We start from the raw sequence: 13854 nt of genomic DNA on the forward strand, positions 1-13854 counted from the left end.
AGGCCATCTCCCACCGACGGCAGTTTTCAGTTCAACAATGCGAACGTTACTCGGCGCGCTCGCTCAGACTGCGCGCACGGCTTTCTGCGCGATCATCACTTCAATGTCTGCAGCGCTGTAGCCGAGATCACGCAGCACCTCCCTGCTGTGCTGGCCGATGCGCGGGGCCGGACCGCCGATCGCGGCGGCATCGACCTCGAAGCGCGCCGCGGGCTTCGGCTGCCGCACCATGCCGACTCCGGGCTGCTCCAACTCGGCAATCAGGCCGCGGGCCACCACCTGCTCGTTGGCAATGATTTCACCGCGCCTAAGGATCGGCGCGCACGGCACATCGGCCGCATCGAGTCGCGCCAGCCATTCGGCGGTGGTATGCTTGCCGATGTAATCCTGCATCTTGTTGATGCGCGCCGTTGCGTTGACCGAGCGCGAAGCCGGCGTGGCGAACCTCGCATCATTGGCAAGCTCCGGATCGCCGGTGGCCTTGCAGAAGCCCTGCCATTCGGAATCCGAGATCGTGCCGCAGGTGAGGTAGCCGTCCGACGTCTGGAACACGAGGTCAGGACGATCGTTCGGATCCGACGCGGACTGCTCGCGGCCGACCACTGTGTATTGCATCATGCTTTCGGGCCAGAGATAAGCGATCATCGCATCGAGCATCGCCACCTGAATATGCTGGCCTTGGCCGGATCTTTCTCGGGCATACAACGCCGCCGTGATCGCCTGCGCGGCATAGACCGCCGTCGTCTTGTCAGCAACGATGGTCCGGATCATCTGCGGACGGTTGGTGACCGGCTGCGCCTGGACGTCGCAGAAGCCCGACAGCGCCTGCACGATCGGGTCATAGACGCGCTTCTTGGCATAGGGCCCATCTTCGCCGACGCCGCTGATCGAGACATAGATCAGCCGCGGATTGTTCTTGCGCACCTCGTCCGGACCGAGGCCGAGACGTTCCATTGTGCCGGGCCGGAAGTTCTGCACCAGCACGTCGGCCTCTCGAGCCAGCTTGCCGAGCACGTCGCGGCCGGCATCGGTCTTCATGTCGATCGAGAGAGAACGCTTGCCGCGATTCGATGAGATGAACAGCGCCGAGAACTCCCCGGTCTTGTCGACATTGGCCCGGCTGCGGCGCGTGATGTCGCCGCCGATCGGCTCGACTTTGAGAACATCAGCGCCCTGATCGGCCAGAAACATTGTCGCAAAAGGGCCGGAAACGACGCCGGTTAGATCGAGCACGCGAACTCCCGCCAATGGCCCTGCCATGCCTGCTTCCTTCTCCGATTGCCGTTCTAGGTGACGGACCGCCATGGTGGCTTACAGTGGAGCAAAGGCGGGCGCTTGCGGGAAACCGCCGCGACTTGCGGAAAAGCGTCAAAACTCAGGCCCGGCGCTGCTGCCGGAACACCGATGGACTTACGCCGGAGGCTTGGCGGAACGTCGACGAAAAATGCTGGGCGTTGCTGAAGCCCGTGGCCAGCGCGATGCTCGTCACGCTCTCGTCGGTCTCGCCGAGGCTGCGCTTGGCCTGCTCGATGCGCAGGCCAAGTACATAACGATGCGGACTGGTGCCGGTGCTCTCCTGGAAGGCGCGTAGGAAGTGCCGCTTGCTCAGGCCGGCGATATCCGACAGCGCCGACAGCGAGATCGGCTCGCCGAGATTTGCCCAGACGAACTCCTCGATTCGCCGCAGCTTCAGCGCCGGCAATCCGCCGCGGCTTATCGGCTTTGCCGGTTCCAAGTCGCGCGACAGCCGCGCCATATGAGCTAGCGCCTGACTGGCCCAACCCTCGGCGAATAGATTGAACAGATTGTCGGGCGCGCTCGCCTCGTGGCTTAGCTCGGCGAGGCCACGGCAGAGTTGGTCATGGCCAAATGCGATCGCCGGCCGCTCGATCAGACCATTGAGGCGGCTCAGCACGAACTTTGGATCCAGGAACACGACGACATAGTCGAATGCTGATCCGACCGACCATTCCCCCTCGATCTCGGTGCCAGCGGGAAACAGCGCGAGATTTGCCGCCTCGGAGAACTCGTATTCGACGGGCCGGCCGTTGATTTTGGCTTGCAATCGCGAGCAGCCGTTGCGAAACCAGAACAAGGTCAGCTCGGGCTGACGGAAGTGCCAGTTCATACGCGGCCGAGAGGTTCGGCTGAGCAGCTCGACCCTGATCGGCTTTGACCTCGCGATGACCGAAGACACAAGCTCTCCGCCAACCTGGCGCACAAACCGCTCCGGACGCGCTTCCTCCATGGACATCTCCTCCGCGTTTGGCACGGATGGTCGGTTCCAAAACAGAATTGACGATCGGGCGACGGAAATCCAGCCCTTTATCGGCTGATCGCCGAAATGTTAGCGGGGACAATGCTGGAGTGAGCACGCGATGACCGGCGGCCGATCCTCACACGCCGATGACTTTGGCCATCGTCGCCAGCGTGACGCCGGACGCGGCGAGGCGCTCGCGCAAGCGCTGCGCCATCGCCACCGCACCCGGCGTGTCGCCATGGACGCAGACGCTGTCGATCCGGGTCGGCAGGCGCGTGCCGGACAGGCAGGTGATGGCGCGGTCCTCGATCATGCGAATGACGCGCTCCGCCGCGATCTCGGCATCATGGATCACCGCGCCGGCGAGGCGGCGCGACACCAGATTGCCGTTGTCGGCATAGGCGCGATCGGCATAGATCTCGCGCACCAGCGGCAGGCCGAGCTTTTCTCCTGCCCGCTCGGTCTCCTGCCCCGGCATCACGACGAAGATCAGATTGCGGTCGACGGTGTGGATCGCCCGAGCCACCGCCTCGGCAAGATCGCGGTCCTCGGCAGCGATGTTGCCGAGCGCGCCATGTGTCTTGACGTGACGGATGGGGTGACCGACGTCGGCGGCCAGCGCCATCATCGCACCGATCTGGTAAAGCATGATCTTCTCGATATCGGCCGGACGTTCGCCCTGGATCGGGCGGCGGCCGAACCCCCAGAGATCGAGGAAGCCGGGATGCGCACCGGCCTGAACGCCGTTGGCCTTCGCCTCCGTGAGCGTGCGATGCATCACGAGGGGATCGCCGGCGTGAAAGCCGCAGGCGATATTGGCCGACGTCACGGTCCGCAACATCTCCGCATCATCGCCGAGCGTGTAGACACCGAAGCCTTCACCCATGTCGCAGTTCATGTCGATCAGCGCCATCGTCTTCCCTCTCTTGATAGTACTGGTCCGATATACACATCGCGCCCACTGCATGCCACGAGGAATTTTGGCGCGGGGATTGCAGAGAGGGTCTTGCACGAGAGAGAGTCTCGCACGAGAGATGGTCTCTCACGAGAGAGGCTCTCGCGCGATCGCGTCTACGTATCGCGGCACTATTGGAAGATGAGCGCACCGGATGAATGAAGCTCTCTATGCGCAGCCGCGCTTTCGCAGGTCAGGCGATGCCGCATTGACCATCGAACTCGGCGACGGCATCGATGCAACGGTGAACGCCCGGGTCGTCGATCTCGACCAGGCGCTGACCGCACGCGCGCTGCCCGGCGTGGTGGAGATCGTGCCGACCTATCGCACCGTGCTGGTCTGCTTCGACCCGACCGTGGTGACACGGCGCGAGATCGAAGCCGAAGTGATGGCGCTGTGGCCACCGGCACCGACCGGCCAGCTGCGCCATCGCTGGACGGTTCCCGTCACCTATGGCGGCGAATACGGGATGGATCTTGACTGGGTCGCGCAACGCCTCGACACCACGACGGACGATATCGTCGCGCGGCACGGCGCGGCGGAATACCGCGTTTACATGATCGGCTTCATGCCCGGGCTGACCTATCTCGGCGGGCTCGATCCCCTGCTCCACATCGATCGGCGTCCCTCGCCGCGGTTGACGACACCGCCCGGCAGCGTCTCGGTCGGAGGCCAGCAGGCCGCGATCTCACCGCCGATCGCAGCGCCGAGCGGCTGGCACATGCTGGGACGCACGCCGGTGCGCTCCTACGATCCCCGTCGCGAGCGCGCGCCGTTTTTGTTCGGTGCCGGCGACCTCATCCGATTCCGACCGATCGCGGCCGCCGAATTCGCCGCGCTCGAGCGCGCCGCTGAGGCCGGCGAAATCATCGCCGACAAAGAAGAGCTGCGGACGTGAGCGGCACGATGTCGGCACATCTCGAAGTCATCGCGCCCGGTCTCGCCACGACCATCCAGGACCTCGGCCGTCACGGCTGGCAGCGGTTCGGCATCTCCGCGTCCGGCGCGATGGATACGGTCGCGCTGGCAACCGCCAACGCGCTGGTCGGCAATCCGGCGAATACCGCGGCGCTCGAGATCACGCTGACCGGCCCGGTACTGGCCTGCACCGGCGGCGACATCCGCTTCGCGTTGGCCGGTACCGACTTCGCCATGACGATCGACGGCCGGGAGGTCGCCGCGCACGAGACCCACGATTTGAAAGCAGGCCAGCGTCTGTCGATCGGCTCGGCGCGCGACGGGGCGCGCGGCATTCTCGCGGTCAGCGGCGGCTTTGCGATCAAGCCGATGCTCGGCAGCGTCGCGACGCATGCGCGCAGCCAGCTCGGCGGCCTCAACGGCGGGCCGCTGCGCAACGGCGATCTGTTGCCGCTGGCAACGCCGGGCCTGCTGGACCAGCCGCATCGGATGCTGTCGCCTGCGCATCGTATCCGGCATGACGGCCCGATCCGCGTGCTGCTCGGTCCGCAGGACGATGCGTTCAGCGCCGAGGGCATCACGACATTCCTGACCTCCGACTATGAGGTGACCACGCTGTCCGATCGGATGGGCTACCGGCTCGATGGGCCGCCGGTGGCCCATGCCGGCGCCGTCGGCATCGTGTCCGACGGCATCGTGTTCGGCAGCATCCAGATTCCGGGCAACGGCCAGCCGATCATCCTGCTCGCGGACCGCCAGACCACCGGCGGCTATCCGAAGATCGCAACCGTCATCTCGGCGGACTTTCCGCGGCTGGCCCAGCTTCGCCCCGGCGAACGCATTCGCTTCCAGGCGATCGAGGAAGACGCCGCTATCGCGCTCGCGCGCGAATTGCGGCGGCGGCTCGATCGCATTGCCGATGCATTGATCGAGATCCATCGCAATGTCGAGCCGACCTCAGAGCACCTGCTCGCCAGCAATCTGATCAGCGGCATGATCTCCGCGCTCGAGTAACACCGACCACACCAACCACGACAGGAATCCCAGTCATGACCTTGCTCAACGAAACCGCGAAGGGCGTCTATGTGATCGCGGTGACGCCGTTCACCGACACCGGGGCGCTCGACCTCGACAGCGCCGACCGCATGGTCGATTTCTATCTCGAGAAAGGCGCGACCGGCCTCACCCTGCTCGGCATGATGGGCGAGGCGCCAAAACTCACCGCCGCGGAATCCCGCACGCTCGTCCGCCGCGTGCTGGCGCGCACCGCAGGGCGCGTGCCGGTCGTGGTCGGTGTTTCCGCGCCGGGCTTCGCCGCCATGACCGAGCTCAGCCGCGCGGTGATGGACGACGGCGCCGCCGGCGTCATGGTCGCCCCGCCATCGTCGCTGCGCACCGACGACCAGATCGTCGGCTATTACGACATGGTGGCCGAGGCGATCGCCGGCGCGCCGCTGGTTCTGCAGGATTTCCCGCTGTCGACACAGGTCCAGTTCACGCCGAAGGTGATTCTGGCGATCGCCGAGCGGCTGTCCAACATGGTGATGCTCAAGCACGAGGATTGGCCCGGCCTTGCCAAGCTGTCGGCGTTGCGCACGGCGAGCGATGCCGGCCGCGCCCGGCGGATCTCGATCCTGGTCGGCAATGGCGGCGTGTTCCTGCCGGAGGAGCTCAGCCGCGGCGCCGACGGCGCGATGACCGGCTTCGCCTATCCGGAGATGATGGTCGATGTCTGGCGCGCTCATGCCGCCGGCAACATCGAGCGCGCCCATGATCTGTTCGATGCCTATCTGCCACTGGCGCGTTACGAGCAGCAGCCCGGCCCGGGCCTTGCGATCCGCAAATATGTGCTGGCCAAGCGCGGCGTGATCGCTTCATCCACCCTGCGCAAGCCGGGCGCCGCACTCGCACCGGCCGACATTGCCGATGTCGAGCGCCTGATCACGCGTCAGACGCGGCGCCTCGCGGAGCTTGGTTGAGCAGGCGGCGGCGTCAGCCCGCGACGCGCAGCGCGGTCACCGCGACGCAGGCATTGCCGAACGGAATCAGCACCACCTGCGCGCCGTTCGACAGTGCCACCGTCGGGAGCTCGCCGAGCGCGCCGGTCTGCCCGTTGAGCTTGGCGAGCTCGGCGGCCACCGTCGAGCAGTTCTCGGTCCGCGGCGTCACCCGCACCAGATTGCCTTCGCAGGATGATCCGACCGGAGCGGCAAACACGATGCCGGCGGCCTGCTGAACGGCGGTGCCCTGCGGGACCTGATTTCCCTGCGGGGCTTGGTTCGGTGCGAGCGCGACCAGCGACTGCACCGAATGCGAATTGCCGGCCTTGGCGTCCCACTGCGACTGCGCGGTGTAATTGGAGTTCATCGCAAGACCGCGGCCGAGCACTCCGAACAGATTGGCGCAGGTCACGATGTTGGCCTGCCGCGCCTGATCGTCGAACACGGTCGGTTGCTGACGCGGCTGCTGCGGCGGAACGGATGCTGCCGCGGCCGAAGGCGTCTGCGCCTCCTGCGGACGCTTGTGCGACTGCGGCTTCGCAGCCGCGGCGGGCTTCTTGGCCGGCGCCGGCGCGGCCGGCTGCAAAGGTATCGGCTGGGTCTGCTGCGCATAGACCACGACGCCGGCGGCACCGAGCGCGGCCACCACGACCGCAACAAAGATCAAACCAAGGGTGCGCCGCATCGACCATCCGTCCTTTTCACTTCGCGTGTCAGTCTCGAGCCGGATCCCGGAATTCCACATCCGCATCTCCGACCCCACGTCATTTCAATTTCGCCAGCACGCCGGACAGTCCGTCGAGCGGCGCCTCCAGCATGACCGGCCCGGTCTGCGGAAGCTGATAGGACACCAGGCACGGCGTCGCCGCGCGGATATGCCGCCGCAGCACATTGCCGATCGCGATCGTTGCGAAGCAGAAATTGGTATCGCAGCGATCGGTCTGCGCGACGATGCGATCCGGACTGTCGCCCATCGCGAGCTCGATCTGCGCGCCGACACCGGCGGCCGCGGGAATCCGCATCGCCATCAGCGGCTTGCCGTCGGCGGTCGCAATCAGCGACCAATTGAAGGCGACCGCACCCTGCGAATTGACGATCGACTGCGTGACGTTGCAGACCCGGCGCTTCGATCTGAGGCTCTCGTCGCAGATCAACGTCCAGTTCTTGAACGGCTGGATCATCCGCCTGAACTCGCCGAGCGTCTCGCCTTCCGGGACCACGACATCAGACGGCTTCACGGCATAGACGGGCGGCGACGCGGGCTGCGCACCCGCACTCGCCGCCGTCACGAGCCAGACCACCCAGGCCAGACACGCCAGCCGCCTCTTCGACGTCAGGGTCAATTGAGCGTCAGGCTCATGCCGGCGCTGACGCCCCAGTCGCTGCCGGCGGTGGTCGCCGCCAGGTTGCTGCGCAGCCGGCTGTTCTCGCTGGTGTAGCCGATGCCGAAGGCGAGCGCGCCCTGGCTGCGCCAGACGCCGCCGCCGGCCGATGCGCTGATCTTGCCAGGCCGGTCGTCATAGCGCAGCGATGCGGCGGCCATGCCGATCGCGGCCGCACGCCAGGCGTCCTGCCGCACTTCGCCGATCTGGCCGTTGAGCTGCTGGAACGCACTGTTGAGCTGGTTGACGTTGACCGCATCAGTGCCGGCGACGCCGGCCGCGACATTGCTGATGGTCACCGGTCCGCCATTGCCGCTGTTCAACGTCACCTTGTTGGTGGTGTTGCCGGAGGCATCGGTGTCGTAGCGGATCGAGGTGGACGCAACCGCTTGCAGCTGGCTGACATTGACCGCGTCGGTCGCGGCCGAGCCGGCGGCGACATTGGTGACGCGGCGCTCGGCCCCGGACGAGCCGACCGACACTTCGCCGGTCGCAACCCCCGCGACGCTCTTGCCGACGACGGGCGTATAGGCCGCATCGCTCAGATTGGCCGTGGTGGTGGAGTTGGCGCCGAGCGCCAGCGAGTTGGCCGAAGTCGCCTTGGCGCCGGCGCCGATCGCGACCGAATTGTCGGCCGACGCGGCCGAGCCGTTGCCCATCGAGATCGCATTGGCGCCGCTCGCGACCGATTGCGGTCCGATCGCGACGCTCTCCGATCCGGTTGCGATGGAATCCGCCGCGGTCGAATTGGCGTGGAAATATTTGATGCCGCCGCTGCCGGTCGAGATGTTGTTGACCGTGGTGTAGAGAGCGGCGAGCGAGGTGTTGGTGGCCCAGAGCTGCGAGCCGTTGATCGCATCCGTCGAGGTCGAATTGATCTGGCCCGCGGCGACATTGGTGATGGTGCGCTCGGCACCGGCGCTGCCGACGCTGACGGTCGAGGTCGGCGCGGTACCGGCAAAGTCGTAGGTAGTGCCGGCGATCGTGGTGCTCTTGGTCGCGACCACGGTCGAGGTGGTTGAATTGGCACCGAGCGCGACGTCGCCGGCCTGCGCCGTCGCCTTGGCGTTCGGACCGAGCGCGACGCTGGTCGGGTTGGTGGTCTGGGATCCCGCGCCGATCGAGACTGACTGGATACCGTTGGCCGTCGCATTGGTGCCGAACGCGATCGAATCGGCGAAATTGGACACCGAATTCTGGCCGATCGCGATGCCGCCGGGCGCGGTCTGCGCCACGGTCGCGCCATTGCCCATGCCGATGCCGTTGTCGCCGTTGACCACGGTCTGCGGTCCGACCGCGACCGAATCGGTACCGACTGCGAGTGAGTCGGCGAGCGTCGAGTTGGCGTGGAAGTATTTCGTCGTCGTGGTCGCGAATGACGACAGCGCACCAGTCAGCTGCCGCACGGTCACGGCGTCGCTCGACTGGGTGCCGTCGGCCACATTGGTGATCTGCCGATAGCTCGTCGCATTACCGACCGACACCGCACCGAGCAGCGTCAGATCGGTGGTGTTGTAGGGGATGATGGTGCCGCCGATGATGCCGGACGCCGGCGCCAGCGCGCGGTTGGAGACCGACCCCGAGCCGATCGCGACGCCGCCATCCACCGTGGCCTGGGTGTTGAAGCCGAGCGCGGTGGAATTCGTGGCGGTCGCCGACGCGGCGACGCCGGCCGCCATCGAGTTGGTCCCGGTGGCGCCGTTGTTGGCGTAGTTGGCCTGCTGGGTGCCGCCGTCGTTGACGCTATAATAGTGTGAGAGACCGTTGGTGACGACGGTCGAGAGGCTGTCGATCGCCTGCGTCGCGGCGAACAGCTGGGAGCCGTTGATCGCATCGGTCGAGGTGTTGCTGACCCGTCCTGCAGCGACATTGGTGATGGTGCGCTCGTTGCCGACCGAGCCAACGCTGACCGTTGAGGTCGGGGTCACGCCGGCGAAAGTGTAGCTCGTCCCGGCTATCGTCATGCTGCCGGTCCCGACCGCGGCAGCGGTGACGCTGCCGGAGCCGAGCGCGACCGCATTTGCGTTCGCGGCGTTGGCATTGGCGCCGAGCGCGAGCCCATTCGCGGCACCGGCACTCGAATTGACACCGAGAGAGGTCGCCTGAACATCGGAAGCCGCCGCATTCTGGCCGATCGCGGTGCTGGACGTGGCCGAGGCCTGGGCATTGGGGCCGACCGCAGTGCTGAACTGGCCCGTCGCCTTGGAGATATAGCCCAAGGCGACAGAGTCGAGCGCCGACGCGCTCGAGGCAAAGCCGACCGCGACGGCATTGTCGGCACCGGTGGCCGAGGAATTGCCGACGGCAATGGCATTGGTGCCGGTCGCGGTCGCCAGCGGACCGACCGCGATCGAGTCGGTCCCCACAGCGGAGGAATCGGCCAGCGTCGAATTGGCGTGGAAATACTTGATGCCGCCGGTGCCGATGTTGTTGACGGTGGTGGCCAGGCTATCGACCGCCTGGTTGGTGGCGAACAGCTGCGAGCCGTTGATCGCGTCGGTCGACGAGTTGCTGAGCCGTCCCGCGGCGACATTGGTGATGGTGCGCTCGGCGCCGACCGCACCGATGCTGACCGTCGAGGCCGGCGTGGTGCCGGCAAAGGTATAGGCTTTTCCGGCGATGGTGACGCCGCTGGTAGCGACCGCGGCGGCGGTCACGCTGCCGGAGCCGAGCGCGACATCGCCGGCGCTTGTCGCCGCCGTCGCGCCGTTACCCAATGCGACGTTGCCCACGAGACCGGCGGCGCCCGCGGTCGAGCCGTTGCCGAGCGCCACGGAGCCCTGCCCGATCGCCTTGTTGTTGTTGCCGATCGCGACCGCGCCGTTGGCCTGGTTGGCCGCGGTGGCGCTGGCCGTGCCGTCACTGTTGGCGATGTTGTTCGCGCCGCCGGTGAAGGCGCCGGTGCCGCTGGCATAGCTGGGATCGCCGATCGCCACGGCGCCGTTGCCGAAGGCAACGTTGTTCGCGCCGATCGAAACGGCCTGCCCGCCGGCCGCGGTCGCGTTGGTGCCGACCGCGACGGCATTGGTCGAACTGGCCGCGGCATTGGTGCCGAGCGCAATCGCGCTGACGGCGCTGGCAGCCGCCTGCCCGCCGATCGCGATGGCGTTGTCGGCCGATGCATTGGCTCCGGCGGTGGCGTTGCCGCCGAGCGCCAGCGATCCGGCGCCGGAGGCGGTCACCCGCGTCGCGGTGGTTGTCCCGCCCGAGCCAAGCGCGGTCGAAAACGTGCCGGTTGCTTGCGACTGGGTGCCGACCGCGGTCGCTTGCTCCTGCGTCGCAGTGGCCTGGGTGCCGACCGCGATCGCATTGAGGTGATCGCCGACGGCGCTGGTGCCGAACACGACCGAGTTGACGCCCGACGCGGTCGAATTGTTGCCGAACACCAGCGCGCCGTTGGCCGAAGCGGTCGAGCTCACGCCAAGCGCGGCCGAGTTGTTGCTGGAAGCCTGGTTCTGGAAGCCGACCGCCACCGAATTGACCGCGCTGGCGTTGCTGCCCGTGCCAAGGGCGGTCGCACCTCCTCCGGATGCCTGAGTCTGCATGCCGAGCGCGACCGAGTTCGTGCCACTGGCGACGGATGACCAGCCTCCGGCAAACGCAGAGTTGGCACTCGCAGTGGAGCTGACGCCGACCGCGGTGGAGTTACCTCCGGTGGCGCTGGCGAAGGTGCCGAGTGCACTGTCGCCGGCTTTGGTCGCATTTGCATTGACGCCGAGTGCGATCGAATTGATGCCGCCCGAAACGGTGCCGGCGCCCAGCGCCATCGCGCCGTCGCCGGTGGCGCTCGCGTTTCGGCTCAGCGCCACCGAATATTGTCCCGAAGCGCTGGCGAGATAGCCTTGGGCGACCGCATACACATTGCTGGCGCTCGCTCCATTTCCAATCGCCGTGGACTGATCCCCCGTCGCGCTCGCGGAGGTGCCGAACGCGCTCGATCCGGTCCCGCTCGCGGTGGCCGTGGTGCCGACGGCGGTCGACCATGGTCCGGTCGAGTTGGTGCCGGTGCCAATCGCAATCGCCTCGAAGCTGAACCCGGCGGGAGCGGTGCCGCTGGCATTCGCGGCGGCGCCGATCGCGATCGGAGAACCCTGGCCCGTCGCGTTCGCCTTGGCGTTCGCGCCCATCGCCACCGCGGAGCCTGACGAGGACGTCGCGGATGCATTGGTGCCGACCGCGGTTGCACCGCCGCCGGAGGCCACGCTTCCGGTTCCGGCATTGTAGTTCTGGGCGCTGGCGGCCGAGGTGGCGGCGATCATGATCGCGAGCGCACCGAGCGATGCGGCGACCGTCGATGCAACGCCGCCGGCGCCCAGCGGCCCGAGCCCCAGACGGTCGCGCTTCACCCCGAGCGTCCGATGCGCCTCACGCAGCACGGCCAGCAGCCGGCGCCGCAGCGAGCGGCTGCCCGCATCGCGCGACGCGATCCAGCAACGGACGAAGCCGCTGCGGCCCTGCGTCTTCAGAGATGTGGTTGAATTGCGTGCGACAGCCATGGTGCGCCCCTTTCGCGACATCTGGTCCAGACGCCGGAGGCGACGCGCCATGAACCGGTCCGACGCGTTGGCCCCGAGGCCACACACGCGGAGAGATGAAGACGATCGCACGATGCGCGATGAACTTCCGGTCCTGGCCGACGATGTGTCGAACTCATCGAGCGCATCTTGCCACCCCGCGCTCGCTCGACTGCCCCATCAATGTGCCCCGAGTCGTCATATGAAAAAGGATAGACACATATTTGACAACGTCACTCAGCAGGCCGTCCAAATAACGCGCAGATCGTCTCACAAGTTGAATGATTGACTCATTTCACCGTGAGTTGTTTTGCACATCTTCAACCGATAGTTGATCGACGACGCACTCGTTCGCGCATTTCGCGCGGGCTGACGCCGAACTCGCGGCGAAACGCGCGCGTGAAATCCGACGCCAGCTTGAAGCCGTTGCGATAGGCGATCTCCTGCACCTGCCTGTCGTTGAACGCGACGAGTTCGGCGTGCGCGGCGCGCAACCGCTTGCGCAGGATATAGCCGGCGACACCGCCGACGCTCTCGAATGCACGGTAGAGGGCGGAGCGCGAGATGCGCAATTGCTGCGCGATGCGATCCGGCGTGAGATCGAAGTCGCCGAGATGCGTCTCTATATATAGGCGCGCACGCTCGAACAGCACCGACTCGATCGCGCCGCGCGCCTGCTCCAGCCGGTCCACCGAAAGCTGAATGCATGCGGCAATCATCTGCGCCGTCGCGCGACCCGCCTGTCGCAATTCCTCCGAGGACATCAGGACCAGGCGGGTTTCCAGTCTGTCGAGATAGTCGGTCAGCAGCTCGATCAGATTGCCCGACAACAGGGTGTTGCAGACCTCATTGAGTTGGTCGGCCACATCGACGAACGCCCGGCGCGGCAGCGCGAGCACCAGCCCGTCATAGCCGGTGATGCTGCCGCGAAAATCATCGTCGAGCGAGATCAGGAACATCGCGCCCGGCCCGCCGTGAATCCGCCGCTCCGCGGTTTCGAAGCGGGCCTCGCCGGAGCGCACGCGGAACAGCCACCAGATATCGACCGGCGTGCCCTGCGATGGCTCGGCGGCGCGCGCGAATGTTTGATCGGCAAACCGCCCGGACGTGAAGACGACATCGGCCATGTTGCAGGTCAGGTATTCCACCTCGAACCCCTGCGCGGGGCTGTGGCCGTCCGGTGGCGCGACGTCGATCAGCGAGGCCATCCGCGTCTTCCAGACCTCGAGCTGCTCCGACGGCGGATAAAGCCGTGTCGTGAACAGCCGCGGCACCGCCGGGGCAATATCCCTGATGTTCCGAGGTTCGCGCGGTAACGGAACTTGCTCCAGGAGCTTCGTTGCGCTCACTGGCGGGTTGTCGTCTTGTTGCATGTACTTTCGTCCCCCGCTGTTGCAAACGACGAACGTCGTCTCAACGGAGGCGCATTCCCAAGGTTGCGTCGCCGGCCGCTGGCGGGCAGGCGAATGTCAGGCGGACAGAGAGGCAGCATTTTCTGGATGCGGACATCATCCGCTTAGGCCGGCCGCTCCTGATAGGGCCGACGGTTCCTGCGGCAGTCGTGCTCACACATGGCATTCATCATTGTCGCGTCATTGACGAATCCGGCCCGGCAGCTCCGTCACCGAGTCGGCTTGACTGATCTAGAGAACAATCTGCGCAAGAACCAGAGGTGCGACAACGCACGCCGTGCAGAAACCCAAGATTGCTTTCGCAGCGATGCGATCCGGCAACGCATGAGCGAAGACTCTTCGGAAAATTTTCTCGATTGCGCCGGGACGAAACGGATGCCGCGATATTGCAGCGACCTAAGCACGGTACATGA

The 13854-nt window shown here is 66.3% G+C and carries 10 protein-coding genes; 3 read left to right on the forward strand and 7 right to left on the reverse strand.

Features of this window, described 5'->3' with window-relative positions:
- Nucleotides 1-63 precede the first annotated feature (63 nt).
- The 3 genes from JQ616_RS02450 to JQ616_RS02460 form a co-directional block, all read right to left on the reverse strand.
- Complete coding sequence (locus JQ616_RS02450; protein ID WP_212011963.1) at nucleotides 64-1260, reverse strand: CaiB/BaiF CoA transferase family protein; 1197 nt, start codon at nucleotides 1258-1260, stop codon at nucleotides 64-66.
- A gap of 115 nt (nucleotides 1261-1375) precedes the next feature.
- Nucleotides 1376-2248 (reverse strand): AraC family transcriptional regulator, encoded by an 873-nt coding sequence (locus JQ616_RS02455; protein ID WP_212011964.1) that lies wholly within the window; start codon nucleotides 2246-2248, stop codon nucleotides 1376-1378.
- Nucleotides 2249-2396: 148 nt separating this feature from the next.
- On the reverse strand, nucleotides 2397-3173 hold the full coding sequence (locus tag JQ616_RS02460; protein WP_212011965.1) for a LamB/YcsF family protein: 777 nt from the start codon (nucleotides 3171-3173) through the stop codon (nucleotides 2397-2399).
- 196 nt (nucleotides 3174-3369) lie between these two features.
- Here JQ616_RS02460 and JQ616_RS02465 point away from each other — a divergent pair, with 196 nt between their 5' ends.
- The 3 genes from JQ616_RS02465 to JQ616_RS02475 are packed head-to-tail and all read left to right on the forward strand — an operon-like array spanning nucleotide 3370 to nucleotide 6112.
- Complete coding sequence (locus JQ616_RS02465; protein WP_212011966.1) at nucleotides 3370-4113, forward strand: 5-oxoprolinase subunit B family protein; 744 nt, start codon at nucleotides 3370-3372, stop codon at nucleotides 4111-4113.
- Nucleotides 4114-4121: 8 nt separating this feature from the next.
- The gene (locus JQ616_RS02470; RefSeq protein ID WP_212011967.1) at nucleotides 4122-5147 is read left to right on the forward strand and encodes a biotin-dependent carboxyltransferase family protein; all 1026 of its coding nucleotides are present in this window, start codon (nucleotides 4122-4124) and stop codon (nucleotides 5145-5147) included.
- Nucleotides 5148-5182: 35 nt separating this feature from the next.
- Complete coding sequence (locus tag JQ616_RS02475; RefSeq protein ID WP_212011968.1) at nucleotides 5183-6112, forward strand: dihydrodipicolinate synthase family protein; 930 nt, start codon at nucleotides 5183-5185, stop codon at nucleotides 6110-6112.
- A gap of 13 nt (nucleotides 6113-6125) precedes the next feature.
- On the opposite strand, the gene JQ616_RS02480 is transcribed toward JQ616_RS02475, so the two are convergent.
- The 4 genes from JQ616_RS02480 to JQ616_RS02495 all read right to left on the reverse strand — a co-directional run bounded on the left by JQ616_RS02480 (nucleotide 6126) and on the right by JQ616_RS02495 (nucleotide 13402).
- A complete protein-coding gene (locus JQ616_RS02480; RefSeq protein WP_212011970.1) occupies nucleotides 6126-6818 on the reverse strand; it encodes a hypothetical protein in 693 nt (230 codons plus the stop codon).
- 79 nt (nucleotides 6819-6897) lie between these two features.
- The gene (locus tag JQ616_RS02485) at nucleotides 6898-7476 is read right to left on the reverse strand and encodes an invasion associated locus B family protein (RefSeq protein ID WP_212011972.1); all 579 of its coding nucleotides are present in this window, start codon (nucleotides 7474-7476) and stop codon (nucleotides 6898-6900) included.
- Nucleotides 7473-12011, reverse strand: coding sequence for a beta strand repeat-containing protein (locus JQ616_RS39610; RefSeq protein WP_212011974.1), 4539 nt, complete (start codon nucleotides 12009-12011; stop codon nucleotides 7473-7475). Before JQ616_RS39610 ends, JQ616_RS02485 begins: the two co-directional genes overlap by 4 nt.
- Before the next feature lie 338 nt (nucleotides 12012-12349).
- The gene (locus JQ616_RS02495; RefSeq protein ID WP_212011976.1) at nucleotides 12350-13402 is read right to left on the reverse strand and encodes a helix-turn-helix domain-containing protein; all 1053 of its coding nucleotides are present in this window, start codon (nucleotides 13400-13402) and stop codon (nucleotides 12350-12352) included.
- Between the last annotated feature and the right edge of the window lie 452 nt (nucleotides 13403-13854).

The sequence above is a fragment of the Bradyrhizobium tropiciagri genome, assembly GCF_018130545.1.
In the GTDB taxonomy this organism is placed as follows: Bacteria; Pseudomonadota; Alphaproteobacteria; order Rhizobiales; family Xanthobacteraceae; genus Bradyrhizobium; species Bradyrhizobium tropiciagri_A.

Bases quoted from the DNA above. Each gene is read 5' to 3' on its own strand.
- JQ616_RS02460 (WP_212011965.1), bottom strand. From the start codon at position 3,173: ATGGCGCTGATCGACATGAACTGCGACATGGGTGAAGGCTTCGGTGTC.
- JQ616_RS39610 (WP_212011974.1), bottom strand. From the start codon at position 12,011: ATGGCTGTCGCACGCAATTCAACCACATCTCTGAAGACGCAGGGCCGC.
- JQ616_RS02495 (WP_212011976.1), bottom strand. From the start codon at position 13,402: ATGCAACAAGACGACAACCCGCCAGTGAGCGCAACGAAGCTCCTGGAG.
- JQ616_RS02450 (WP_212011963.1), bottom strand. From the start codon at position 1,260: ATGGCAGGGCCATTGGCGGGAGTTCGCGTGCTCGATCTAACCGGCGTC.
- JQ616_RS02470 (WP_212011967.1), top strand. From the start codon at position 4,122: ATGTCGGCACATCTCGAAGTCATCGCGCCCGGTCTCGCCACGACCATC.
- JQ616_RS02455 (WP_212011964.1), bottom strand. From the start codon at position 2,248: ATGGAGGAAGCGCGTCCGGAGCGGTTTGTGCGCCAGGTTGGCGGAGAG.
- JQ616_RS02480 (WP_212011970.1), bottom strand. From the start codon at position 6,818: ATGCGGCGCACCCTTGGTTTGATCTTTGTTGCGGTCGTGGTGGCCGCG.
- JQ616_RS02465 (WP_212011966.1), top strand. From the start codon at position 3,370: ATGAATGAAGCTCTCTATGCGCAGCCGCGCTTTCGCAGGTCAGGCGAT.
- JQ616_RS02475 (WP_212011968.1), top strand. From the start codon at position 5,183: ATGACCTTGCTCAACGAAACCGCGAAGGGCGTCTATGTGATCGCGGTG.